Source organism: Streptomyces sp. L-9-10 (genome assembly GCF_004151105.1).
Lineage (GTDB): Bacteria > Actinomycetota > Actinomycetes > Streptomycetales > Streptomycetaceae > Streptomyces.
This window is the reverse complement of sequence record NZ_PHRF01000146.1, coordinates 42548-65715: the sequence shown is the minus strand read 5'-3', so window position 1 is coordinate 65715 and position 23168 is coordinate 42548. Positions and strand designations below refer to the sequence as shown.

22 protein-coding genes, 1 tRNA gene and 1 pseudogene are annotated in these 23168 nt (G+C 69.3%); 9 read left to right on the top strand and 15 right to left on the bottom strand.

Features of this window, described 5'->3' with window-relative positions; translation table 11 throughout:
• Positions 1–32: 32 nt before the first annotated feature.
• Positions 33–848 carry a hypothetical protein gene (locus tag CU044_RS30740; RefSeq protein ID WP_129772010.1) on the bottom strand — a complete coding sequence of 272 codons (816 nt, stop codon included), beginning with the start codon at positions 846–848 and terminating at the stop codon, positions 33–35.
• A gap of 64 nt (positions 849–912) precedes the next feature.
• Between CU044_RS30740 and CU044_RS30735 the strand changes: the two genes are divergently transcribed.
• The 4 genes from CU044_RS30735 (at position 913) to CU044_RS30720 (ending at position 4154) form a co-directional block, all read left to right on the top strand.
• On the top strand, positions 913–1284 hold the full coding sequence (locus CU044_RS30735; protein WP_129772009.1) for a HEAT repeat domain-containing protein: 372 nt from the start codon (positions 913–915) through the stop codon (positions 1282–1284).
• Positions 1285–1529: 245 nt separating this feature from the next.
• Positions 1530–2339, top strand: coding sequence for an alpha/beta fold hydrolase (locus tag CU044_RS30730; protein ID WP_129772008.1), 810 nt, complete (start codon positions 1530–1532; stop codon positions 2337–2339).
• Positions 2340–2445: 106 nt separating this feature from the next.
• Positions 2446–3252 (top strand): helix-turn-helix domain-containing protein, encoded by an 807-nt coding sequence (locus CU044_RS30725; protein WP_129772007.1) that lies wholly within the window; start codon positions 2446–2448, stop codon positions 3250–3252.
• Between the two features lie 335 nt (positions 3253–3587).
• On the top strand, positions 3588–4154 hold the full coding sequence (locus CU044_RS30720) for a dihydrofolate reductase family protein (protein WP_129772006.1): 567 nt from the start codon (positions 3588–3590) through the stop codon (positions 4152–4154).
• Positions 4155–4170: 16 nt separating this feature from the next.
• Here the strand turns inward: CU044_RS30720 and CU044_RS30715 are convergent, their stop codons facing one another.
• On the bottom strand, positions 4171–4440 hold the full coding sequence (locus CU044_RS30715; RefSeq protein ID WP_129772005.1) for a hypothetical protein: 270 nt from the start codon (positions 4438–4440) through the stop codon (positions 4171–4173).
• 19 nt (positions 4441–4459) lie between these two features.
• On the opposite strand from CU044_RS30715, the pseudogene CU044_RS39870 reads away from it, so the two are divergent.
• Positions 4460–4775, top strand: a pseudogene (locus CU044_RS39870) (transposase); the annotation flags it as partial.
• A gap of 32 nt (positions 4776–4807) precedes the next feature.
• Here CU044_RS39870 and CU044_RS30705 read toward each other — a convergent pair.
• Positions 4808–5314: a DinB family protein gene (locus CU044_RS30705; protein ID WP_129772004.1), complete on the bottom strand. Its 507-nt coding sequence runs from the start codon at positions 5312–5314 to the stop codon at positions 4808–4810.
• A 302-nt stretch (positions 5315–5616) separates the two neighbouring features.
• Positions 5617–6492, bottom strand: coding sequence for a LysR family transcriptional regulator (locus tag CU044_RS30700; RefSeq protein WP_129772003.1), 876 nt, complete (start codon positions 6490–6492; stop codon positions 5617–5619).
• 122 nt (positions 6493–6614) lie between these two features.
• Between CU044_RS30700 and CU044_RS30695 the strand changes: the two genes are divergently transcribed.
• Both CU044_RS30695 and CU044_RS40120 read left to right on the top strand, forming a co-directional pair.
• Positions 6615–7613 (top strand): NADP-dependent oxidoreductase, encoded by a 999-nt coding sequence (locus CU044_RS30695; protein ID WP_129772002.1) that lies wholly within the window; start codon positions 6615–6617, stop codon positions 7611–7613.
• Positions 7610–7744 carry a hypothetical protein gene (locus tag CU044_RS40120; RefSeq protein ID WP_275670238.1) on the top strand — a complete coding sequence of 45 codons (135 nt, stop codon included), beginning with the start codon at positions 7610–7612 and terminating at the stop codon, positions 7742–7744. Before CU044_RS30695 ends, CU044_RS40120 begins: the two co-directional genes overlap by 4 nt.
• A 749-nt stretch (positions 7745–8493) precedes the next feature.
• On the opposite strand, the gene CU044_RS38865 is transcribed toward CU044_RS40120, so the two are convergent.
• The 5 genes from CU044_RS38865 to CU044_RS38860 form a co-directional block, all read right to left on the bottom strand.
• On the bottom strand, positions 8494–8757 hold the full coding sequence (locus CU044_RS38865; RefSeq protein WP_165372013.1) for a transposase: 264 nt from the start codon (positions 8755–8757) through the stop codon (positions 8494–8496).
• Between the two features lie 133 nt (positions 8758–8890).
• A complete protein-coding gene (locus tag CU044_RS30680) occupies positions 8891–9559 on the bottom strand; it encodes a class I SAM-dependent methyltransferase (protein WP_129772001.1) in 669 nt (222 codons plus the stop codon).
• A gap of 306 nt (positions 9560–9865) precedes the next feature.
• Positions 9866–12094 (bottom strand): RICIN domain-containing protein, encoded by a 2229-nt coding sequence (locus CU044_RS30670; RefSeq protein ID WP_129772000.1) that lies wholly within the window; start codon positions 12092–12094, stop codon positions 9866–9868.
• A gap of 256 nt (positions 12095–12350) precedes the next feature.
• Positions 12351–12920, bottom strand: a complete 570-nt coding sequence (locus CU044_RS30665; protein ID WP_129771999.1) for a hypothetical protein — start codon at positions 12918–12920, stop codon at positions 12351–12353.
• On the bottom strand, positions 12917–13075 hold the full coding sequence (locus CU044_RS38860) for a hypothetical protein (protein ID WP_165372012.1): 159 nt from the start codon (positions 13073–13075) through the stop codon (positions 12917–12919). The genes CU044_RS30665 and CU044_RS38860 overlap by 4 nt, the downstream gene beginning before the upstream one ends.
• A 128-nt stretch (positions 13076–13203) precedes the next feature.
• On the opposite strand from CU044_RS38860, the gene CU044_RS30655 reads away from it, so the two are divergent.
• The gene (locus CU044_RS30655; protein ID WP_129771997.1) at positions 13204–13407 is read left to right on the top strand and encodes a hypothetical protein; all 204 of its coding nucleotides are present in this window, start codon (positions 13204–13206) and stop codon (positions 13405–13407) included.
• Here the strand turns inward: CU044_RS30655 and CU044_RS30650 are convergent.
• From CU044_RS30650 to CU044_RS30630, 4 genes are all read right to left on the bottom strand, one after another.
• Positions 13362–14150, bottom strand: coding sequence for a hypothetical protein (locus CU044_RS30650; RefSeq protein ID WP_240045955.1), 789 nt, complete (start codon positions 14148–14150; stop codon positions 13362–13364). The two genes, CU044_RS30655 and CU044_RS30650, sit on opposite strands and share 46 nt — an antisense overlap.
• Before the next feature lie 952 nt (positions 14151–15102).
• Positions 15103–16791: a S8 family serine peptidase gene (locus CU044_RS30645; protein WP_240045954.1), complete on the bottom strand. Its 1689-nt coding sequence runs from the start codon at positions 16789–16791 to the stop codon at positions 15103–15105.
• A gap of 245 nt (positions 16792–17036) precedes the next feature.
• Positions 17037–19364 carry a hypothetical protein gene (locus tag CU044_RS30635; RefSeq protein WP_240045953.1) on the bottom strand — a complete coding sequence of 776 codons (2328 nt, stop codon included), beginning with the start codon at positions 19362–19364 and terminating at the stop codon, positions 17037–17039.
• A 2-nt stretch (positions 19365–19366) separates the two neighbouring features.
• Positions 19367–19439: transfer RNA gene (locus tag CU044_RS30630), tRNA-Gln, on the bottom strand.
• Between the two features lie 334 nt (positions 19440–19773).
• Here CU044_RS30630 and CU044_RS30625 point away from each other — a divergent pair.
• Positions 19774–20313, top strand: coding sequence for an AAA family ATPase (locus tag CU044_RS30625; RefSeq protein WP_129771996.1), 540 nt, complete (start codon positions 19774–19776; stop codon positions 20311–20313).
• A 490-nt stretch (positions 20314–20803) separates the two neighbouring features.
• Here the strand turns inward: CU044_RS30625 and CU044_RS30620 are convergent, their stop codons facing one another.
• Together CU044_RS30620 and CU044_RS30615 are read right to left on the bottom strand one after the other, a co-directional pair.
• The gene (locus CU044_RS30620) at positions 20804–21568 is read right to left on the bottom strand and encodes an SDR family oxidoreductase (RefSeq protein ID WP_129771995.1); all 765 of its coding nucleotides are present in this window, start codon (positions 21566–21568) and stop codon (positions 20804–20806) included.
• 43 nt (positions 21569–21611) lie between these two features.
• Positions 21612–23165 (bottom strand): MFS transporter, encoded by a 1554-nt coding sequence (locus tag CU044_RS30615; protein WP_129771994.1) that lies wholly within the window; start codon positions 23163–23165, stop codon positions 21612–21614.
• Between the last annotated feature and the right edge of the window lie 3 nt (positions 23166–23168).

Below are 23168 nucleotides of genomic sequence, written 5' to 3'. Positions count from 1 at the left end.
CGCCGGACAGTTATGAGGCTTTACTTGAGGCTTTACCAATGCTGACCAGCGAAGACGAGTCGTACGAGGCCGTCAGGCAACTGGCCGCCGGAGTTGCTCCGGGCCAGGCGCTCGATGTGACGGACCCGGAATCCTGGATCGGCCTCGACTTCGGGGTACGCCAACTGGCCTGGCAGCGGCCGGAGCTGTTCCACTCCAACGCGTCGCCGTCCGGGCGGAGGCTGAGCTGGGACCGGGGCGCGTCGCTGCCCACTGTCGTCTGGCGCCGGAAGCCCGGTGACGCCGAACTCGCCCTTGCCCTCTGCCACCCCGAAGGCCGGATCCGCGAGGCGGCGCTGGACCACGCCGAGGAGCGGCCCGCGCTGCTTGCGCTCGTCATCATCCGCTGCGCGGACTGGGCGGAGCCGGTACGTGAACGGGCCCGCGCACTCCTGTCCGAGGCGCCCCCGCCCCTGCTTGCCGCGCACGCCGCGCTGATCCTGCGGGTCGGCCGCCGTTCCCGAGGCGGATTCGCCCAGGAGCTGCTGACCGGGGTGCTGCGCGCGGGCCCGGCCGCGCACGTCGAGGTGCTGCTCGACAGCGGCGACCGGTCCACGGCCCGCCTCGCGCACCGCGTCGCCGTCGAGCGGAGGCTGCTCCCCGCGGAGCGGCTCGCTCGGACTGCCGCGCGCCACCGCGATGTCGTAGTGCAGGACCTGTGCGCCGAAGCGGCCGTGGCAGCCCTCGTCGAGGGCGCCTCGGACGGGTTCACCGGTGCTGTTGGGATCCCGGCATTCCCGGGTGAGGTCGGCGGGAGTGACCGCACTGCGCCGGGTCGGGCGGCACGCCGACGCCGAGCCGTACCTCACCGATCAGTCCGCCGTGGTGCGGGCGTGCGCTCGGTGGGTACTGCGGCGGGGTGGCACAGACCCTGTGCCGCTGTATCGCGCGCTGTGCGCCGACCCCGGGCCCCGGCCCGCCGCCGCGGTGGGCCTCGGCGAGTGCGGGATGCGCGAGGACGTCGGCCTGGTCCGGGCACTCCTCACTCACCCGGTCGCCGGCGTGCGCGCCCGCGCGGTGGCCGGGCTGCGGGCTCTGGAGTCGGCGCACGTCGACGACGTACGACCGCTCCTGGACGACTCCTCGGCGGCGGTGGTCCGGCAGGCGACCGCGGCCCTGTTGCCGTGGGCCGACCGCGTACCGCACGATCTGCTGCGCGGGCTCCTGGCCAAGGACCGTCCGCGCCACCAGCGGGTCGCGGCCGTCCGGCTGCTGCGAGCCATCGGGGTGCACGCCGAGGTCTGACGCGCGGCTCTGGGCTGATCCGCCGGACAGGCCCCAGATCGACCACAACACACTCGGTGACCCCATCGGATCGCGAGAGGGCCTGACCGCCAGACGATTGGAGGCTGCCGATGGCTGACGTTCTCAAACGGTCTGGCCTTCGCGGAAGTCCCGCTCGCCGTGGAGACGGACGTGTCGGGCGAGCGTCAGCTCACGACGACATTTGTACAAGACCGATAGCCGGCAGCGCAGGCATCGTCCCGTACATGGGACATGACGACGTCACGCACATGCACGGGATGCACGTGGTCCACTACGGCCCGCGGCAGGCGCCGCCGCTGGTGCTCATCCACGGATCGGGATCCTCGGGCGGCTCCTGGAACCCGGTGGTGCCGACACTCGCCGACGAATATCACGTCATCCGAGTCGACCTCCCGGGTCACGGCCAGTCCTCGCCCGTGCCGTCGTACGACGTGCCCGGGCAGGCGGGCCGCTTGGCCGCGGTACTCGACGGTCTGGGCCTTGGTCCGGTTACCGCGGTCGGGCACTCCAGCGGTGGATACATCGCCACCGCGCTTGCCGAGCAGCGCCCTGACCTGGTCGGTTCGCTCGCACTGATCAGCAGCGGCCCGAGTCCCGACGCACTCCTTCCGCAGCCCGTCCTCCTTCGCGCGCTGATTGCCCCGCCGCTGGGCCCGCTCCTCTGGTCGATCCGTTCGGACGCGATGCTCCGCAGGGGAGTGACCGCGGTGTGCAACCGCCCGGTGGACGTCCCGGACGACCTGGTCGCCGGGGTCCGGGGCATCGGCTATCGCACGTTCAGGACGGTGCTGCACCGAAACACCGCATACATCGCCGAGCGGAGCGTGCCCGAGCGCCTCACCGCCCTTGACGTCCCGATCCTGGTGATCTTCGGCGCTGCCGACCGCCGCTGGGATCCGTCTTCGGCACACCAATACGGCACGGTGCCGAACGCGCGCGTCGAGCAGTTGCCCGGTGTCGGTCACCTCCCCATGCTCGAAGCACCGGAGACGACCAGCGAGTTGCTGCTGGCCTTCGCGAGGGCAGGCCGCTGACACCGATCGCTACCCTGGCGCTGTGCGGGCCCCGGAGTCATCACCTGACTGGACGGCGGTGGAGGTCGCAGTCCCGCGGCAGTCACAGCGGCTGCCCGGGATCAGCATGGCCGGGTTCGGTCAACGTGCCCCGGCGCTCGCGGACATCGCCATGGTCGCGCACCCATCGGTCACCCTGCTCGTAGACCTCAGCGAAGGAAACGGCCTCGTCTACGACGTCCACGGCCGGCGTGAACGCGGCAGCGTGGTCGTAGGACTGATCCCGGGCGACCTTCGGGTCAGCGGCCGGACGGCCGAGGGAGACCAGTGCCTCCAGATTCGGTTGTCGCCGGTCGTGGCGGCAGCAATGCTCAGCGCATCGACCGAGCTCGTCGGGACAGTGGTCTCCCTGGAAGACGTCTGGGGTCACGACGCCGGGCGAGCCGAGGACAGGCTGCGCGCCGCCACGTCATGGGACGAACGGTTCACGATCGCGGCGGATGTCCTTGGCCGACGGCTGGACGCCCGGCCACCGCTCGATCCGGAGATCGCTGCCGCCTGGGGGCGGATGCTCACCAGCCGGGGACGAGTGCGGGTCGACGGCCTGGCGAACGAGGTGGGATGGAGCCGTAAGCGCCTGTGGTCCCGCTTCCGGTCCCAGATCGGCCTCACTCCCAAGCGCGCCGCCCAGTTGGTGCGCTTCGACCACGCCGCTCACCTTCTCGCGGCGGGTGAGGCCACCGCTCGGGTGGCGGCCGCAAGCGGCTACGCCGACCAGTCCCACTTGCACCGCGAGGTCAAGGCGTTTACCGGGGTGACGCCCACCGCCCTGGCCGCTGCGCCATGGCTGGCGATCGACGGCGTCGCGTGGCCGACTTCATTCGCCGACCTGCCGCCGTCGCCGTCCGCGTTTCGTCAGGTCCCGGCGAAGTGAGTACAGGTTCTACGAACGGAGCGGGCGGCGGCCCTCGGTACGTGCCCGGATGAGAATCGGACCCCACGAACGAGAACGGGTGGGAAGCCGACAGTTCCAATGCGACAGGACATCGGCTGTCTCACGGCCTTGTCATCCATGATCAGTCTCAACTCCGGCGCATTCCTCGCGAGGGCGAGGGCGAGGGCGGGATCAGGCGGCTTGCCCGTGTCGGCCGAGTACACCACGCTGAGCCCCGAGCACGAGGACTACCGGCGAGCCCGGATCGCGCACCGATGAGTTTCCCGCGCCGCGCTGGTCTATACGCCGGACACCCACGGACGGAAGGCTGCGCCATGCGGAAACTGATCTACGGCATGAACCTGACCCTGGACGGCTACATCGCCACGGCCGGCGACGACATCGGCTGGAGCGGACCGCCGAGCGACGAGCTGTTCCAGTGGTGGCTCGGCCACGAGCAGGCGAGTGGCCTGTCGTTGTACGGGCGCAAACTATGGGAGTCGATGAGCTCCTACTGGCCGACCGGCGACCAGCAGCCCAACGCCACTCCGGCGGAGATCGAGTTCGCGCGGAACTGGCGGGACACGCCGAAGGTGGTGTTCTCCTCGACGATCGACAAGGTCGACTGGAACACCCGCCTGGTCACCGGCGACGCGATCGCCGAGATCACCCGGCTCAAGGCCGAGGACGGCGGCCCGATGAACATCGGCGGCGCAACGCTCGCCGGGGCGGCCATGCGCGCCGGGCTCATCGACGAGTACGTGATCGCCACCCATCCGGTCCTGGTGGGCGGCGGCACGCCGTTCTTCACCGCGCTGGACAGCTGGGTGAACCTGCACCTGGTGGAGACGCGGACGGTTCCCGGCGGCGTGGTCCTGACCAGGTACGAGACGAGGCGCTGAGCAGCTTCCCGCTGTCTCACGGCGTGGATGGGTGTTTCCTCTCACCGTCCTGGCATTTCCTCAGCCGGGATCGTCCGGGCGGCTGCGGGGACGCGTGGCGCACGGTGTCGTCGCCGACGATGGCGTTGCTCTTCGCGGTGATCCGCCGCTGGTAGAGGTCGATCTGGGTGCGGTAGGCGGGGGATACGGACCGCAGGTGGAGGGGTCCGGTCTCCTCGTCGAAGCTCTCGGCGGGAGCCAGGAAGCACGGTGACCTGCAGAAGGAACCGCCGGGCGGCGTGTTCACCGAGCCTGGAGATCACGGGCTGGGACGTTCGCGCGGTGGGTTTGCCACCAAGGTGCACCTGGCCGTCGAGCTGGGCCGGAAGCTCTTGTCGATCGTCATCACGGCAGGGCAGTGCGGGGACTCACCGCAGTTCGAACCCGTTCTGAAGGAGGTCCGCGTGCCTCGGATCGGGGCGGGCCGGCCGCGCGTCCGTCCCATCGCGTGCGGGCTGACGAGACGTACGCCTCCCGCGAGGGCCGCGCCTGCCTGCGCCGTCGCGGGATCCGTGCACCATCCCGATCAAGGCCGGCCAGGCGCGCAACCGGAAGAAGCAGGGTTCCTCCGGTGGTCGGCCACCGAGATTCGATCCGGTGAGCGAAGCAGTGCGTTACCTGCCGACGGAGCCGTCAGCCTGCTCACGGAGGATGTCGGCGTGGCCGGCATGGCGAGCCGTCTCTTCGATCATGTGCACCAGGACCCACCGCATCGATCGCACGGTGCCCGCTTTGCCTGCCGCCCGAGCAGAGGGATGGCTCAAGTCGGCACAGCGCTCGATGATCTCGTTGGACCGTTCGATGGCACTGCGATAGGCAGCGAGGAGACTGTCCGCGCTGTCCCTCTCGGAGAGATCCATGCCGAAGTCCGGATGCTCGTCATCGGCGCCCTCGAAGGCCCAGGCGAACCAGTAGAGCTCTGCCGCCGTCAGATGTTTGACCAGGCCGAAAACACTGGTGCCAGAGGGTACTCCGGGCGTTCGTCCCTGCCCGTCGTCAAGGCCCTGTGCCTTTCCGGCCACTGCTTCGCGGACGTAGTTCAAGAACGCAAGCAATGTCGACTTCTCGTCGGATCCGCTGTCAGGAGGGCCTATGTCGCGGCGTTGTCGCGTCTCTGTCACCGGGGCACACTAGCTTGATCCACTTTCGAAACGCACCCCAGGGCGCCCGGGAGCTTCCAGCGAAAACCAACGCCAGGAATTTGATCTGGGCGTTGCCGGGCCGCAGTTCGCGACAGGCAGCGCTCCCACGCGATACGGCGACGGTTCCTGGTCGAGACGGCGTGCTTGATCGCCGTTCCATAGGGCCGGACGCTGAGCCGGCACAACCTGACCCCGAGCGATACCGGCAGATGCGCGACGAACACGGCGCGCGTGAGCACCGCTCGGTGCAGTTCGGAGCCAAGCGGCTCGGCCGGCCCCGGTCAGGGTGCCGGGGCGGTCAGGACGGCCTTGGCCGCCCGCCGGAGATGCCTGATCATCGGATTCTGGTCGCCCTTACGGCTGACCAGGACGACCTGGCTGGGGGGAGCGCCTTCGATCGGGACGGTGACGAGGTCGGGACGCAGTGAGCTACGCCGATCGCCGACCGGTAGCACGGCGATCGCCCTGCCACTCGCGACGAGTTCGAGCTTGTCCTCGTAGCTCTCGATCGGCGGCACGCCGGCCCCGAGGATCCGGTAGGAAGTCCAGTCCGCGGTCTCGAACGCGCACGGCGCCGCCTCCTCGCCGGCCAGTTCTTCCGCGGTCACCGACGCGCGGTCGGCCAAGGGATGGCCGCGCGGGACCACGAGCATCCGGGGCTCCTCGTACAGCGGGGTGGTGAACACGTCGTCGGCGGCGAGCGGCAGCGGGGCCCGCGCGATCAGGGCGTCGACGCGCTTGTCGGACAGTGCCCCGACGTCGCGGCAGCTCAGGTACCGGGTGGCGATCTCGGCGTCCGGGTAACGGCGGCGCAGTTCCCGTACGGCGGCAGTGATCACCAGGTCTTCGACGTAGCCGATGGCGATTCGTTCGGTCTCGGCTTGTTCACGCACGGCCAGCTCGGCCTGGCGGGCGGTCCGCAACAGGGCTTGGGCCCGCGGGAGGAACCTCTGGCCGGCCGGAGTGAGCCGGGTGCCCTTGGGTTCGCGGTCCAGCAGCCGTGCGCCGAGATACTTCTCGAGCCGTTGGATCTGGCGGCTCAACGCCGGCTGGGCCACGTGCAGGTCGGCGGCGGCCCGGCCGAAGTGCTGGTGCGCCGCCACCACGGTGAAGTAGCGCACCAGCCGCAGTTCCAGGTCCTGTCCGAGATCGTTCACTCTCCCAGCGTACGCGTCATGCCGTTTCGGAATGATGAGGTTGCCGAACCGGTCTTGGACGGCCATGCCGTCCTGGGCCTTGACTGAAGGAGCAACGTTTCCCCGAGAAAGCGACAGGCGCGATGAAGGCGATCCAGTTCCACGAAGCGGGCGGGCCGGAAGTTTTTCGGTATGACGAGGTGCCGGTTCCCGAGATCGGCCCGGGCGAGGTGCTCGTCCGGGTGCACGCGGCGGGCATCAACCCGCCGGACTGGTACCTGCGTGAGGGGATGAAGGTCATGCCGGCCGAGATGAGGCCGGCGCTGGAGTTCCCCCTGATCCCCGGAACGGACATGTCGGGCGTGGTCCAGGCGGTCGCTCCGGACGTGCGGGGATTCGCCGTCGGTGACGAGGTCTTCGGCATGCTGCGGTTCCCCGGATTCGACGGCCGGACGTACGCCGAGTACGTGGCCGCGCCGGCTTCGGACCTGGCTCACAAGCCGGCCGGTATCGACCATGTGCAGGCGGCTGGGGCGCCCATGGCCGTGCTGACGGCCTGGCAGTACCTGGTTGATCTCGGCCACGACGTGCCGTCTCCTTTCACCGGTCAGGTGCACCAGCCGGTGCCGATCACGCCAGGGATGACCGTGCTGGTCAACGGGGCCGCCGGTGGAGTGGGCCACTTCGCGGTGCAGCTGGCGAAATGGAAGGGGGCACACGTCATCGCGGTGGCCTCGGGCCGGCACGAGCAGTTCCTGCGCAAGCTCGGCGCCGATGAGTTCATCGACTACACCAGGACGCGGGCCGCGGACGTGGTCAGCGGTGTCGACCTGGTGATCGACACCGTCGGTGGCCCGGACAGCTCACGCTTCCTGACCGTGCTCAAGCGCGGCGGCACCATGCTTCCGGTGTTCTTCGCCCGGTACGACCCCGAAGAGACGGTGAGTCTGGGCATCACAGTCTCGAACATCCAGGTGCGTTCCAACGGCCCCCAGCTCGCCGAGATCGGGCGCCTGTTCGACGAGGGCAAGCTCCAGGTCGGCGTGGACAGCACCTACCCGCTGCCCGAGGCGGGCAGCGCACACACGCGAGCCGCGCGGGGCCACCTCCAAGGCAAGATCGTGCTGACGGTGACCTCATGATCGCAGAACTCCAGCAGGCGGTGGCGAACTACGCCCACGCCCTGGACGAGCTGAATGTGCCCGAGCTGGAAGCGGTCGGCCGACGACGAACAGCACGGTCCTCCGTGGCAGCCACATCGAGCGAGCAGTGAGCGTGCGTGAGTGGGTGGAACGAATGGCCGTCGATGCAGGTTCGTGACGTCCCTCGACGCGCGCGCCGAACGCGGCAGGCATGCCGACGTCATCCGTGCCCTGGAGCGCCTGGCACCGGCCTACGGTCAGCGCATGAGCACTGTGCGCCGTCAGCTGGGGAGCGGCCCCCGGCCCGTACCTTCAGCGCCCACTCCGGCAGATCTCACGGGTCGCCGCCGCGTCCGGGCAGCCGAAGCCGAAGCCGCTGTTGAGACGGCCCCGCTGTCGCGGCCCGGCGAGTTGGAAGGCCTCGCGCTGTTGCGTGAGCGTGGCGTACTCGGCCCGCCTGAAGACCGGTAACCGGGTGACGTGGTCGGCTTTCGCCGGTCCGTGCCCTTCATGCGAGCCGGGCGGTCAGGGGGTCGGGACGCCGCGCCGTCCTGCCGGTCGGTACCCGTGGGGCAGTCCGTGTGCTCCCGGCGCGCGGTGCGGTCCCGTAAGAGCAGACCCCGCACCGGCTCTGAGCGGCTGCGGTGCTGGAGGCGGCCGGGGTGTCCCACGCGGGTATTGTGCTGCGGGAGTTGCGGGGGCGGGGGCGAGCGGACGCCGTTTCAGTTTCGGGGGTGACGTGATGCGCACGCTTAAGGCAGCCTTGCGATCCTCCCCCGTAGCCTGAACGGCACGGGAGGGACCCCCTCCACCAGACCCCGCTCCCTGATCCGGCCTGATCCAAACGAAAGACCCTAGGTGTGGTGTCTCGGGACGTTGGTTATACGAAGTTGTCGAAGGTGAGCCGGAAGTCGCTCGCGGCGGTCTGGCTGATCGGCGGTCGGCCGCCGAGCGCGGCGTGTGGTCGCTCGTGCTTGTAGTAGTTCACGAAGTCCGCTGCGCCCGCTGCCCACTTCTCCGCATCGACCCTGCTCAGCGGCTCCGTCTGGAAGATCCGCAGCGATCTGGACGACCGGATCGCTGAAGCCGAACGCGAAGGATGGCTCGGCGAGGCCGTAGGTTCGCGCGTCAGCCTTGCCGCCACGAAGAACAAGGTCGCGCAGCTCGACGACCGCCGAAGCCGGGCTACGACCGTCAACCTTGGGATTCCGGCCTTCCTCAAGATCGCCGTACGAGCCACCTGATCCCCGTCTCCGTCAGGCGACCGGCGGAGACGCTCAAGGCTGACGACGCGCGAGGATAATCCCTCCCAGCTTGCTCTGGGCAGAAGTGAGAGTCCTGTGCGTCTCGACGGCGAAGCCGGCTTCGTTGAGCCACTCAATCGTCTGGTCATGCTGCCGGCGATGGACATAGACCTTCATCGGGTGCCCGCCATAGCCCTCGGTCTTCAACCGCGACTCATCGCCGACATGGAAGCTGAGCAGCAACGGCCCACCGGGCCGAAGCACTCGACGGAAATGCGCAAGAACCGAGCTGATCTCGTCGTCAGGAATGTGAATCAGTGAGTACCAGGCGACCAGGCCGGTCACCGAGGCGTCAGCCAAGGCGAGGTCCGTCATGGAACCGAGATCGAACCGCACCCCAGGGTGATGGCGACGGGCCACATCGATCATTCCGGGTGACAGATCGATGCCGAACGCGTCCAGGTCCAGCTCCCGCAGGTGGCCTGTGATCCTGCCTGTCCCACACCCCACGTCCGCGACGAGCCCGCCGCCTTGGGCACGCACCAGGTCGGCAAACAGGGCCAAGACCGCACGTTCTACCGGTGATTCATCCAAGATGTGATGTGTCAGCTCTGCGTAACTGATTGCGACGGTGTCATAAGACGTCCGCGTATCTGCCAGCCAGTCATGTGCCCAGTCATGTGCATTGAGTCCCGTTTCCATCGACCGTAGGCTACTCAAGTCATCAAGCGACGTGACGACGTGGTTCAGCCTGACGGCCGCATCGCTGATCGTGTTCCTCCTCGCTGCCGCAGCGCCCGTGACCGGCCGCCGTGCCTCCGCGGGTGGTGGCGGCTCTTGAGGTCTCCCGACATGGTGAGGGTGAACCTCAGCCACGGACGCGGGTCCGTCATCGGCGAATCGCTGATGACGGACCCGCGTATCGCGGCCGTGTCGTTCGCCGGCTCCACCGAGGTGGGCCAGCGTGTCGGACGCGTCCCTCACGCCATCGCCGGGGGCAGCGTGGGCCTACGGCGACACGTTCGTGAACTTCCAGGCCTGGTCCAGTGCCCCGGACACCGGCCACTGCCCGGCGGGAGAACCCGGGCCGGGGTCCGTGGCGCCCAGCACGCTGCCGGTCGCGACGTTCGAGATCTTCGCCGTGCGGTTCCCGGTGTCGAGCAGCCGCCACCGCTGGCCCTGGTCGTCGGAGCGTGGCTGCTGCGTCACGGCCGAGCCGGATCCACCGGTCAGGAAAAGCCCCGACAAGGCGTTCTGGATCCGTACGGTGTTGTTTCCGGTGGGCGAAAGGCGCCACCGCTGCGCGCCGCCGCCCGCGGCGGACTGCTGCTCCACACCGGCTCCGGCGTCCGTCGAACCGCCTGCCGGGGCCAGCAGCAGGCCGCTGTCACGGTTCGAGATCGTGTAGGTGCTCGCGGCCTTGACGGGCAGGTACGGATTGAGGACCTTCACTCCGCCGGGCAGACCGCTGATACCGGAGGGTTTCCTGTCGTCGACTGTCACCTGCTGTACCGAGTAGGGGCCGATGCGGTCGATCGTGTTGCCCTCGAACGTCACGCCGGTGGAGTTGCTCACGTACACGACGGACGACATCGGAATACCGCACCGGTTCTTCGTCGCCGGGTACGTGGTCTGGTGGGACCGCTGGAAGAAGTTGTTCCGTACGGTCACGTTCTTCGCCGAGCCGAGATTGAGCCCGGTGCCCCTGATGTCCTGGAAGACATTGTCCTCGATGGTGATGTCGGGGTAGAGGGGCCTGCTGGCGCTTCCGGGGTCGAAGGAGACGGCGCCGACCTGGCAGGAGTCCCAGCCTCCGGGGGCCGACACCAGTGTGCCGGTAAAGGTGTTCCCCCTGATGACGAGGTTTCCGCCGCTGTTGGCGTTGGCGTCCGAGCTGTTCTCGGGTGTCACCGAGATCGAGTTGACGCCGCGCATCCAGTTGTTCTCGATGACTCCGTCACGCGCCTTGACCAGGAACCCGCGGCCGGAGCTGTCGATGCGGTTGTTGCGGAAGACGAAGCCGCTGCCGATGCGGTCGAGGTTGGTGATGTCGGTGCCCGCGTCCCACGGCGAGGGGCGGTCGAGTGTCAGCTTGTAGGTGAAGTCGGCCTTCGCCCCGGCCAGGGCCGTGATGGCGGGGTCCTTCTCCGGAGCGATGGACCGGATGGAGGCGGTGGGCCCGTCGGTCCACTGCTGCAGGCGGTCACCCGCAAGGGCGTTGCGGAATCCGTCGGCGAAGGCGGCCCAGAGGGTGTCTCCGTCGGCCTTGAGGACCTTGGCGGTGCCGAAGCCCTGGACGCTCATCGAATCGTCCCCGGCACCGACGACCGTGGAGTTCTCGACCGTGGGCCCCTTCTTGACCCACCCGAATCCCATGGCGTCCCACGTCGTGGTCAGGATGGGCTTCTCGGTTCCTCCTGGAGGCGGCGGCCCTGGAACGACCCGGAAGTTGTCCAGGTGCGTATTGCCCTCACCGGCCCTGTTCTGGAAGCCGAATCCCGGAGCGGTGTGGAGTGTCACGTCCTTGAACGTGTTGTTCGCCCCGCCCACCCCGATGGCGATGTCGGGACCTGATTCGGCCTGGCCCGCGAACGCGACGATGTCGCCGGTGCCGGCCGCCCATGCGCCGCCCATGGACCGGACCACGCCGGCGGTCCGGTCCTGCCAGGTGACGGGAATGTTGTACGCCTGGCTCCGCCAGAGCCGGAGAGCGGGGTCGTAGACCGACACGCGACTGGGAATTTTGTCCGGGCGGGGGTACCCGGCGTCGATCCGTACATCCATCCATGGTTTGCCGTCGGACGTCTTGCCGAGGCCTATGACGCGCCCTTGGGTGAACGGCAGGGGGTCATAGTTGATCGTGAGACCTGTGACGGTGAGGTTGTCCGATGCGCCCGTCTTCACGGCCTGGACGAGCCGGGTCTGAACGATCGTCACGCCCTTGGCGTTGATCGTGAACCCGTCGAGCCCGCTGAGGTCGAGAACGGAACCGCGGCGGTACTCACCGGGCTCGATGTCTACCTGCTTCTTCCCTGAGGCGGTGGCACGGGCGATCTGGGCCTCGATGCTTTCCTGCTCCGGGACCGTGGCGGGGCCGGCCGCCCGGGCGCCCTGGAGCAGCGGGGTGACCCCCAGTCCGATGCCGACGAGCAGCAGCGCCATCAGGGTCGCGCCGACGAGACGAACTCGCGTCCGCGGTACGGCGATATGGCGTGCGGTGCTGAATAGTCGTTTCATGAAGCTCTCTTATGCCTATGCTCAGCACCCGCCGGGTCGCGCACAAGGCAAGCCAGGACGTCGGCCCGCGCGAGCGCCAAGTCCACTGACGGGCAAGTGTGTTCGCAAACCTATCCGCGACGAAACGAGACGAGAACCCGTCACCCGGCTCCTTCGAGACGCCGACGCCGACTGCTCAGACGGGATGAGCAATGGAGCCGTGCGGGTGGGAAGCGGGCCACCGCGTGCCCATCAGTCTCAGTGACGGAAGCCGACTTCAACGCCCCTTCCTCGGCCGTTCACCGCCCGCCCCAGTCAGCGCGTGGTGGACCACGACCGCCGCAGCCTTGAGCTCTGGACCGTGGAAACCGTGAGTGGCACCGGAGAGCGGGTGGAGTAGTTCCCAGTGGCGGATGGTCTCGGCGGCCCGCCGGGCGATGTCGAAGGAGACATGACTGTCACGGTCGCCGTGCAGCACCAACGCCGCTGGACTGCGAGCGGCGTAGGCCTCGATCGGCCGGTATCGGGGCATCTCGGCGAACAGCACGCGGCCAAGGAGGAAGACACTGTTGAGGACCAGGAAGCCGTCCTCCGCCAGTCGCGCCATCGCCGTGGGGCCGAAGTTCGCCACATCCCACGGCAGTTCGGGCTTCAGTAAAGTCCGCCGCACATCGAGCACCGGGTTCCACAACACCAGCGCCGCCAGCCGTTTCCCGAGCCAGGGCATGGACAGCTCGGTTGCCACGGCGCCGAAGCTCGCCGCCACCACTGCCGTCGGCCCGGGGAACTCCTTCGCGGCGTAGGCGGAGACCGCCTGCTGATCGAGCACCTCCCCGGCGATCGTCACGCCCCGGGGGCACCGCTGGTTCCGTGTCCGCGGAAGCTGAACCGTACGGCGGTCAGCCCATGCGCGGCCAGCCGGTTGTCGAGCGGGACGAGCGCACCGCTCTCGTCCAGGTCGGCGGACTGGGGCGCCGTCAAGACCCGCTGGGGCCTGTCCATCGAGCCCGCCGCGCAGGCCGCGCTGACTGAAATGCTCTCCCAATACCCGAACATGCCGGTCGAAGTGACGCTCGCCCGTGCTCCCCTCGGCGCGTCGCCGATGGCGACGCGCCGAGGTCATGCAGTCCTTGCAGCATCTGGATGACGAACGCTTGCGCCCGGCCAAGGGCTCGCCGGGCACCCTCGCCGTCACCGCGCTGGAAATGGCGGTGGACACCGAGCGCATCCACCACCACGGCCGCCGGGCGCCGGCCGCCTACGACGCCACCCCCGCCGTGTGCCTCGCTCAGCCGGCGCGGCGAGTTCTGACTCCGTCGGCCTCGAAGTCGTAGACGGTCCGGTTGATCCGCAGGCCGTCGACAGCGCCGATCCACATGTAGTCGCGGCCCTTGCCCACCCCGGCGGTGTAGATGGTCGGCTGTGCGCCACCGTCGTTGAGCGCGGTCTTCAGCTGCGGGAAGGTGCACTGGGCGGTCAGCGTGCAGCCGGTCACGGTCCCCGCATTGCCCGTGAGGTACCACGTGCCGGTCGTGGTGGCGTTCAGGTAGGGACTCCACCTGTCCGTCACCGGGGAGGGAGCTGAGTTCCACACCATCGAGGAGTAGGTGGTGGCGGGGGCCGCGGTGAGGTTCGGATTGATCTCGAACCTGATGTTCGGCATGTTCCCCGGGCCACCGTAGGAGACGTTCTCGCCGGTCTGGAAGACGTGGAAGCCGACCTGCTTCAGTGCCAGTACCCGGTCACCGTAGAAGTCGACCTCGTTGCCGAACTCGACCTGTTCACTGGGCGGGGTGAGGGAGGTGGACTTGTCCGCTACCTCGATTCCGAGACTGCCCCGTCCGTAGGGCGGCCTCGCGGAGGGACCCTTTACGCCGAACGAGCCGAACGGGCCGTTCCTCAGGGCGGCGACGGGAGAGCCGATCGTGTTGCGGGTGATGGCTCCCCAATGGTCCGAGCTTCCCTGGTTTTCGCTGGTGACGGCGGATGCCGATCCCGAAACAGCCGAGACGGCGATCGCGGCCAGCGCTGTGACCCCAAGCGCCACTTTTCGCTTCACACCGAAGCGAGCGTTCACGCTCACTCCTTTCGTGGTCGGTACAAGGGCAGGACGGGCGTCGGAGACGGGCCCTGCGTAGCGCAGGCCACGGTAAGGACCCTCTGTGGCGAAACCAGCTAAGACGCACCTGTGGAATGGCGATCAATCCCAATAGTGGAGTGAACAGCCGATCTGTTCACTCCAGTGGAGCCGCTGGCCATGCAACCGGTCGGGCCAGCCGCCCGCCCGCCGCCGACTGGGCTGATCGCCGGCCCCTCGCCGGCGTCTCGATTTCCAGCCGCCGCAGGCGGGCTGTTCCTCCATGACGCCGATCCCGCTCGTTGAGGGCGACCGCGCGGTGCGCACCGAGGCGTTCGACGCGATGGCGGGGGAGTGGGAGCGCGTGCCCGGCCGGTGGCAGGACACTGAGCTGCTGCTGTGAAAGCCGCCCGGGGCGTGATTCAGTGTCAACGCCTTCTACACGGCGGCCGGACTGAGGAACTGGTACGTCAACTTCGAGGCCCTCCCGTCAAACCGAGACCGAGTTCGACACACTTTCGATCTGACCCGCGACCTCGTTATCGACCCCCGATCTGAGCGCTCTCACGTGGAAGGACGAAGACGAGTGCGCCCTGCCCTCCACGCCGCCCTCTACCCGCTCCAGAACCAGATGCGTGTTGTTGCGGGGGGAAGTTGGCCGGGATCGTGCCTATCACCCCACGCTGCGCCGTCAACGCTCCCCCCAGCCCTCAGCCTGCCGCGAGGATGAGAACGGTGAACAGGAAACGGCCACATCCGGAACCGACCGGCTCAGGCGACCGCACCCACAGCGCGCCGATGAGTTTGATCACTCGCCCTGCTGCCTACCCACCAGCTCAGCAAAGGCCTTCAATCTCGTGACCGCCGAGAAACCGAGCTGTCCGCCGAGTCGGTACCGCGGCCGGTGAACATGGTCAGGTCGTGTCTTCTTCGGGAGCCACCTGTCGCCCGTTCAGCCTGCGTGGCGTCTACGCCTCGCGACCCACACGGCCACGGCCGTGACAACCAGGACGGTGGCCGCCCCGGCTCCAACGAGCACCGGCACGTCCGGTAGCGAATCGTCCGCGGCCGCGGACGCGGTGTGTGTCGGTGACGGCTTCGGGTTCTTGGGAGGCTTCGGGGACGGCGAGGTGGGTCCGTAGCCGACCGGTTTCACGTACTCCGGCATCTCATTGCGGTCCGCGGGGCCCGGATCGCCGAGGCCCCGGTTGATGTGCGCGCCGGGGCGTATCACCCCGTAGCCCAGGTAGTTGCTGACCGTTCCGGACTTCCAGTCGTCGCTGCGGCCGGCCGTGTCGAGCATGACGCGCAGGACCTGCGCCGCCGTCCAGTCGGGGTGCAGGGCCCAGATGAGGGCCGCGGAGGCCGACGCGAGGGCGGTGGCGGTGTGGGCACCGCCGCCGTCGGGACAGTAGCGCCGGAAGGTCGCGTCGCACCAGCGGGGGATGTTCACTCCCGGTGCCGCGAGGGTCACGTCTTCGCCGTGCTGGGAGAAGTCGGCGACCCGCGAGTTCTCGTCGATGGAGGCCACCCCGACGACTTCCGAGAAACGCGCCGGAGCCTGCGGCTTGTTGCCCTCCTTGGCGTTGTCGCCGGTGCCTGCGAACACCAGCACCTCCTTGGCGAGGGCGTCCCGCAGGGCGTATCGCTGCCCGGTCATGCCGGCACCGATGACGTATTCGCTGCCGACCGAGATGCTGATGATCTTCGCGTCGCGCTCCAGTGCCATCCTGATGGCCCGGTCGACGTGGTCGTCGATGCTCGGCAGTTCGTCGTGCTTGAGCAGCGGCACGCGGATCGGGATGATCTTGGCTCCGGGGGCGAGACCCTGGATGCCGCCGCCCGCGCCGGTCCCGGCGATCAGCTCGGCCGTCGTCGTTCCCCGGCCGTTGCGGTCGCCGCTGTCGGGGCGTTCTTCGGGGTCGGACGCGTCTCCGCCGGGCAGCACCTGGCCCTTGAGCGAGGGCGTCGAGGGGTTCACTCCGGAGTCGATGACGGCGATCTTGATTCCTTCGCCCGTCGTCTTCTTCCAGATCTGGTCGACGTTCATCCGGTCCAGGTACCACTGCCGATCCCTGGCTCCGTCCGCGTGCGCGGAGGACGCCTGGCCGGTCAGCCCCGCGGTGAGCACCAGCACCACGGCCAGAGCGCGCATGCCCGTGTCGTATCGGGCGGCGACGGTCGGCCGTCGCCGCCCCGTCGTCCTGCGGAAGGGCCTTGGGAAGAGGAGTGTCATGCACCCAATTGGATCATGCCGGTCGGCACGCGCGTACTTACGGGCCGGTGAGGATGTTGTGGGTGCCAATGCGGCGCCCGGCCCCGAGCGGTTGAGGAGTTCTTCGATAAGGGCCTCGGTCTCTGTCTCGAGTGAGCAGTCCAACGACCGGTTGATCGATTGCACACGGGTGATGGCCGTGTGCAGCCCCTGCCGGTTCCCGGCTGCGTGCTCGATCCGGAGCCAGTCCCGGTACAGCAACTTCCGGTACAGCGAATCCCGGTGCAGCAGCTCCGCCGTGTCGTCGACGTCGTCGAGACCGGTCGCGACGGCCTGGCGGGCCGCGGTGAGGGCGTGGTGCCGGCCCGCGGGGGTGCGGTGGGCGGCCGTCCAGGCCCCGCCGGGCGGCAGACACGTGGCCGCCAACGGCCAGGTTCACCCATAGCGCAGTGACGTCGCGACCGGTCCGGGACTGCAGCCGCACACCGTTCCCGGTCCGCCAAGAGCTCCTAGGGCCTCTCGTTTGGATCATGCCGGGCTCGCGTGCCCTGGCACCGCGCCTCGCCGCGTTGTCGTCGGTCACCAGGGCTCCGCCATGGCTCGCTCCTCCGCCTTGCGATCCACGGCACCAGCCCCCGCTCCCTGATCCGGCCTGATCCAAACGAAAGACCCTAGGCCTGGAGCCAGTGGTGGCCGTCGGGTGCCCAGCCGACGAGCCGGCGTGCGCCGCCGTGCGTCGGGGCGCCGTTGGAGTCGAGGTCGCCACCCTCGTGGACCAGGCGCACGCCGGCCAGGACGGGCGCGAGACGCGCACGAGCGTGGTCGGGATACCGCGCCGCGTCGTCGTCGAACTGCGCCAGGGCCGCGGTCTGTTCGTCCGGGATGAGCATCGACAGGTAGAACAGGGCCTGGCGCCAGGCGTAGGCCATGTCTTTGATGGTCGTCAGTGACCGCGGGTTGCCGTGGATCCGCGCGGCCAGGCGGCAGGTGGTGGCGAACGCGCTGCGGGCCAGCGCTGCCCAGCCGGCCGGCGGAGTCACACCGACCGGTCCAGCGAGCAGGGCGAGGTTGTGCGTGGTGAGGATCTGGGCCTGCTCGATCACCGCGCCCCCCTGGGCGACTGACAGCCACGTCGTCCCGTCGACGCCGGCGCGTTCGTGGCACAGCGCCGCGAACTGCGGAGCGCCGCGGCGTCCCCTGCCCTGCGAGGTGGGCTCGTCGATGCCGGCGACGGTCGCGTAGCCGATGCCGTAGTAGGCCGCGTACAGGGTGCCGTCGAGGAGTTCGGCCGCTGCCCGGGCGGCGCGGGAGAACTTGGGCGTGAAGGTGCCCATGAAGATGTCGGCCGCGAGCTCCTCCGTCCACGGCAGTGTGAGCCCCGCGGTTCGGCTGAGCGTGGCGAACTCGCTCACCAGCGGGTTGGGCAGGACGGTGCCGGGCCAGCCCTGTAGGGCGAGTTCGCCGAGGCCGGCGAGGGTGTGTGCTGCCATGGTGCGCACGGGGTCGGTGGTCTGGCGGTGCTGTTCGACGGCTCGCACCCAGGGCAGTTCCTCGAAGCGGACCTGGTGCTGGAGGTCGACCAGGAGCAGCGAGCGCCGGTTGCGGAATGCCCCGTAGGTGGTGGCCATCAAGCGGCGCAGTTGGGGGTCGGGGTAGGCCGCGGCGCTCGCTGTCGCGACGAGCTGGGGTACGAGGGCGGCCAGCACCTCAGCGGACGGGACGATACCGGCCCCGATGAGGGTGGGGACGTCGGCGGCCAGCGCTCGGTGTACCAGGCGGGCGATGGGCTCGGGCACGTCGGCGCCGATGGGTATCCCTGTGGCCGTGTGCTCGGCGGGGGCGACCGGAACCGTGAAGGCGCGGGCCTGTGGTGTGCCGGTGTCCGGCGGCAGGTCCGCGAGGCGCCCGGTGACCAGTTGGGCCATGGCGTGGTGCGTCGGGCGCGCGGCGTCCGCGGCCTGGCGGGCGCGCAGTGCGGTGTGCTCGGGCGTGCCGGGTGCCCCGCGGCGCCGCACCATCGCGTCGACAGCGTGCTGCACCATTCCGCGGCGCCGTGCGTCCAGGTCGCGTCCGCGGACCAGTTCTTCCAGCGCGGTCCGGAGGATGAACGCGTTCTCCTTCGGGCGGCGGTGCTTTCCGCAGAAGGTGTGCTCGGCGGCGAGTGTGCTGTAGCGCTCCAGCAGCGCGGCAGCCTGCTCCCTCCACGCCGGCTTGGGGGTCCTGGCCAGGATGCGGCCGTCCCGTACGGTCTTCAGCCAGTGGTCGAGCAGTTCGTCGGCGAAGGGGTTCCAGACGGCCAGGGCCTCGTTCATGGCCTCGACATCGGCGTGGGGGCGCCGTTGCTGCAGCCGCCGGCGCACTTCTCCGACTGTCCAGCGGAAGACGATGCCGCTGTCGGACCCGGGTGGCGGGGCCGGAATTCGGCGCGGCAGGAATCGCAGGCGCTCGGCGAACGGTTCCAGGACGTCGAGGAGTTCCAGTGCGGTCGCGGTCTCGCCGTGGTCGGCGAGCCAGGCAACGGTCAGCAGGGCTGCCTCTTCGGGCAGTTCGACGGCGTAGGCGCCTGATGCCAGCAGGTCCGTCAGCTCGGCGAGACCCGTCGTGGTCAGGGCGTGCGCGAACAGGGCGCGGCGCTCGGCCGGCAGACCGGCGCGGTGTGCGGCGTGGGCTTCGTGCGGAAGCAGCGGCCCGCTCGCGGCCGGTGTGCCGGTGGCGAAGCCGCCGCGGACCACCTGCGGGGTGGCCCAAGCAGGCAGTCCGGCCACGGGAGTGCGCGATCCAACAGCCAGCGTGCCGTCGGCCATGCCGGCCAGGACCCTGCGCCAGCGGTCCACACGGTCCTCGGCGCGGGCGCGCACCCGCCGGTCGTGGTGGGTCACCGCCGTGGTGAAGGCCTTGGCCAACTGACCCATCGGGTAGGCGCGGTGAACCTCCGCAGGTCCCCGACCGGGCGTGGTTGCGTCGTGGCCGTCGTTGCGGCCGGAGTCGTTCCTGTCCATAGCCAGCGTGGCGGGCTCCGCCCCCGCGCCCTCCGGGTCCAGAGCCCGGTGCTCTTCTGACTGAGCTACACGCCGATGCGCCTGGTCAGGCTACTGGCTGGGCACCATGCCTGGCCAGCGGTTTATCCGCGACCAACGCCAATGGACAGCCCAGCCACCACAACCGGGCCTGACCAGCGCCGCATAACGCCGGCCGTTCGTATCCGTGCGCGTCTCAGACTCTACGAACGTGCGCGCTTCGCCACCGGACTTGCCGGCCCCCTCAGAGATGGGATCGGGCGGCGGAGCCGCGGTCGGTCTCGCTCAGGTGTCCTAAGAGCTCATGTCGTCCGGGGCTGCCGCTCCTTGTCGGTAGCCACCGACAAGAATGCGCATCCGGGTGCCATGCACCTCGACGTACGATGCCGAGATGCACGCAGACAGCCCCCGGGGCGCTCAGGCCCTCCTGATCAACGGCACCGTCGGTGTGGGCAAAACCACCGTTGCCGACGCAGTCGGCGACCTTCTCGCCGAGGCCGGAACCCCTCATGCCGTGCTCGACCTTGACCGGCTGAGGCAGTCGTGGCCCACTCCTCCCGGCGATCGGTTCAACTTCAATACGCTGTTGCGGAACCTGCGGAGCATCGCCGGCAACTACCTCGATGCAGGAGCGACGCGCCTCGTACTGGCCGGCGTGATCGAGCAACACGATGAGCGGAAGCAACTGTCCGATGCTGTAGGCGTTGATCTCACGGTTTGCCGACTGCGGGCTGAACTGCCGGTCATTCACGAGCGTCTGGCCCACCGCCACGACGGCGAGCCCGAAACACTGCGATGGCACCTGGACCGGTCCGCTGAACTGGACGCAATTCTCAGCCGGGTCGCAGTCGACGACTTCACCATCGATACCACCACAGGCTCCGTCCCTGACGTCGCCGCCTCCGTGATCAGCGCGGCCGACTGGCGGTGACCACGGGGCTGCTGGACCGTTCCGGCGCCGGCCTTTCATCAACTGATGAAAAACTTAAACGAGAACGCCGCACAACCGAACGACCAGCAGATGCAGGACGCGGCGTAGCTCCTCAAGGGGGCGTAGCCGAAGGACGACTGCGGTCCACGCGAGCCAAGGCGCCCGTTCCGCGGCGGGCTGTCGGTGATGGCCGGGATGCTGCACGTCATGGATGGGCCGATGCGGCGGCGGCTGCACGGCGGCGGGTGCACGGCGCCGACCACGGCGACCCCGACCCCGGACCTCAGTTCGGCCACGAGTAGCCCGTGCTGGAGAAGATCCGCGTCCCGGGGACGTCTGACATACCGCTGCGCGGCGGACACCCGCGCCGGGCAGGGCGACCGCGCGGGGTCGGCCGGGCGTGGGCAGGCAGACGGCTTGCCCGTGCCCGCAAGAGGGCGCCGCGGCCATTTCGACGGCCACGGCGCACCGCTCCGGGATCGAGGAGGTATCAGACCAGTTCCAGGCCACCGTCGACGGTCAGGATCTGCCCGGTGAGCCAGGTGGTCGCCGGATCGGAGAGGCGCACGACCCACTCGGCGACCTCCTCCGGTTCGCCGCGACGGCCGAGCGGAATGAGGGCGGCTTCCGCCTTCTTGGCCTGTTCGATGGCCGCGTCGGGAAGTCCCGCGGCGGCCAGGGCCTCGCTCTCGGTCGGGCCGGGGGCGACGGCGTTGACGCGGATGCCCTCGGCCGCGAGTTCAACAGCCCAGCTACGGGTGAGGTGTTCGATGGCGGCCTTGGAGGCCGCGTAGTGGGCGGCGTTCGGGGCAGCCTTGTGGCCGTAGGTGCTGGAGATGTTGACGATCGTGCCCTTGCTCCGGCGCAGGTGCGGCAGGGCGGCGTGCGCCAGCAGGGTGGGGGCGAGGACGTGCAGGTCGAACAGGGCGGTGACGGCCGCGGGATCGGTGTCGGCCAGCGGCATCATGCGGAAGACCCCGGCGTTGTTGACCAGGACGTCCAGTTGCCCCCAGCGCTCGACGGCGGTGGCGATCACGCCCTCCGCGGTTTCCGGGGCGCTCAGGTCGGCCGAGTGGACGGCGATCGACGGGTGCCCGGTGGCGGTTTCCTCCAGCGCGTCGATGCGGCGGCCGACTGCCAGCACATTGGCCCCCGGGTTGGCGAAGGCGCGTGCGGTGGCGCGGCCGATACCGGTGCCGGCGCCGGTGACGATGACGACGCGCTCGTTGAGGTCAGCAGGGAGCTTGGGGTTCATGACTACCTTTCGGTGTTCGGTGTGCACTGTCGTTGAGGGGCGCTCAGTGGCCCCGTCCGGGTCGGTCTGATGGGTGTTCGCCGACGGGCACGAGCACGGAGGGGACCGGCACGGAGGGGACCGGCACGGAGCGGGCGGACTCTCCGTGCCGGTCCAGGTCCGTCTCCTCCTCGTTGCCCGCGCGCGCTGTCGAGGCGCGGCCGGCCCTGGGCAGGAACAGGGCGAGGACCACGCCGATGGCGACCGCGACCGTGGCTATCAGGAAGGAGAAGCGGAAGCCCCGCATGGTCGGGACGGAGACTCCGCCGATGGTCTGCGAGGTGTTGGCCAGCACCATGCCGACGACAGCGCTCGACACGGACGTACCGATGGACCGCATCAGGGTGTTGATGCCGTTGGCCGCGCCGGTCTCCTCGGCCGGGACCGCGCTCATGATCAGCGTCGGCTGTGCGGCGTAGGCGAGGCCGAGGCCCGCGCCCACCAGTAGCGCGATGGCCAGGGACTGCCAGGCCGCGCTCATCAGGCCCTGGCCGGCGCCGTAGCCGATCCCGATGACCAGCAGGCCGAGGATCAGGGTTGTCCTGGGGCCGTACTTCGCCGACAGACGGGCGTAGACGGGTGCGGTCAGGAGCATCGTCAGGCCGAGCGGGGCGACCAGCAGGCCCGCGGTGACCATCGACTGGCCGAGGCCGTAGCCGGTGCTGGTGGGCAGCTGGAGGAGCTGGGGCAGCACCAGGGAAATGGTGAAGAAGCAGACGCCGATCATGATGGAGGCGAGGTTGGTGAACAGCACCGCGGGCCGGGCCGTGGTCCGCAGGTCCACCAGCGGCGCCGGCCGGCGCAGTTCCAGCAGGCCCCACAGCACCAGGGTCACGACCGCGCCGGCGAAGAGGCCGAGTGTCACGGCGGACGTCCAGCCCCAGTCGCTGCCCTTGGTGATCGGCAGCAGCAACATAATCAGCCCGGCGGACAACCCCACCGCGCCCGGTAGATCGAAGGAGCCCTTCGCGCGTACCGTCGTCTCCGGTACGAAGAGCAGCGTGAGGACGATGGCCGTTGTGCCGAGCCCTGCGGCGCCGTAGAACAGGACGTGCCAGTCCATGTGCTGGGCGACCAGGGCCGCCGCGGGCAGCGCGAGGCCGCCGCCGACGCCCATCGAGGAACCCATCAACCCGATGGCCGAGCCCAGCCGTTCGCTCGGCAGTGTGTCCCGCATCAGGCCGATGCCGAGCGGCAGTGCGCCGAGTGCGAGCCCCTGGAGGGTACGGCCGACGAGCATCGGTAGCAGGGTGTTGCTGAGCGCGCTGATCAGCGTGCCGACGACCATGACGGTGAGACTGAGGATCAGCATCCTCCGCTTGCCGTGGAGATCGCCCAGGCGGCCCATGATCGGGGTGGCGACCGCGCCCGAGAGCAGAGTCGAGGTCACGACCCAACTCGCGTTGCTGGGCGCGGTGTTCAGCAGCTGCGGGAGATCTTTGATGACCGGGACGAGCAGGGTCTGCATCACCGCGACGGCGATGCCCGCGGAGGCGAGCACCGGGGCCACGGTTACGCCGGCGCCCCGGCCGGGCTGGTCGTTCGGGGTGTGCGTCATCGG

Coding starts and splice junctions, on each gene's coding strand:
- CU044_RS30625 (WP_129771996.1), top strand. CDS start 19,774: ATGCACGCAGACAGCCCCCGGGGCGCTCAGGCCCTCCTGATCAACGGC.
- CU044_RS30725 (WP_129772007.1), top strand. CDS start 2,446: ATGGCCGGGTTCGGTCAACGTGCCCCGGCGCTCGCGGACATCGCCATG.
- CU044_RS30635 (WP_240045953.1), bottom strand. CDS start 19,364: ATGGACAGGAACGACTCCGGCCGCAACGACGGCCACGACGCAACCACG.
- CU044_RS30730 (WP_129772008.1), top strand. CDS start 1,530: ATGGGACATGACGACGTCACGCACATGCACGGGATGCACGTGGTCCAC.
- CU044_RS30620 (WP_129771995.1), bottom strand. CDS start 21,568: ATGAACCCCAAGCTCCCTGCTGACCTCAACGAGCGCGTCGTCATCGTC.
- CU044_RS38860 (WP_165372012.1), bottom strand. CDS start 13,075: ATGGACAGGCCCCAGCGGGTCTTGACGGCGCCCCAGTCCGCCGACCTG.
- CU044_RS30615 (WP_129771994.1), bottom strand. CDS start 23,165: ATGACGCACACCCCGAACGACCAGCCCGGCCGGGGCGCCGGCGTAACC.
- CU044_RS30680 (WP_129772001.1), bottom strand. CDS start 9,559: ATGGAAACGGGACTCAATGCACATGACTGGGCACATGACTGGCTGGCA.
- CU044_RS40120 (WP_275670238.1), top strand. CDS start 7,610: ATGATCGCAGAACTCCAGCAGGCGGTGGCGAACTACGCCCACGCCCTG.
- CU044_RS30670 (WP_129772000.1), bottom strand. CDS start 12,094: ATGAAACGACTATTCAGCACCGCACGCCATATCGCCGTACCGCGGACG.
- CU044_RS30695 (WP_129772002.1), top strand. CDS start 6,615: ATGAAGGCGATCCAGTTCCACGAAGCGGGCGGGCCGGAAGTTTTTCGG.
- CU044_RS30720 (WP_129772006.1), top strand. CDS start 3,588: ATGCGGAAACTGATCTACGGCATGAACCTGACCCTGGACGGCTACATC.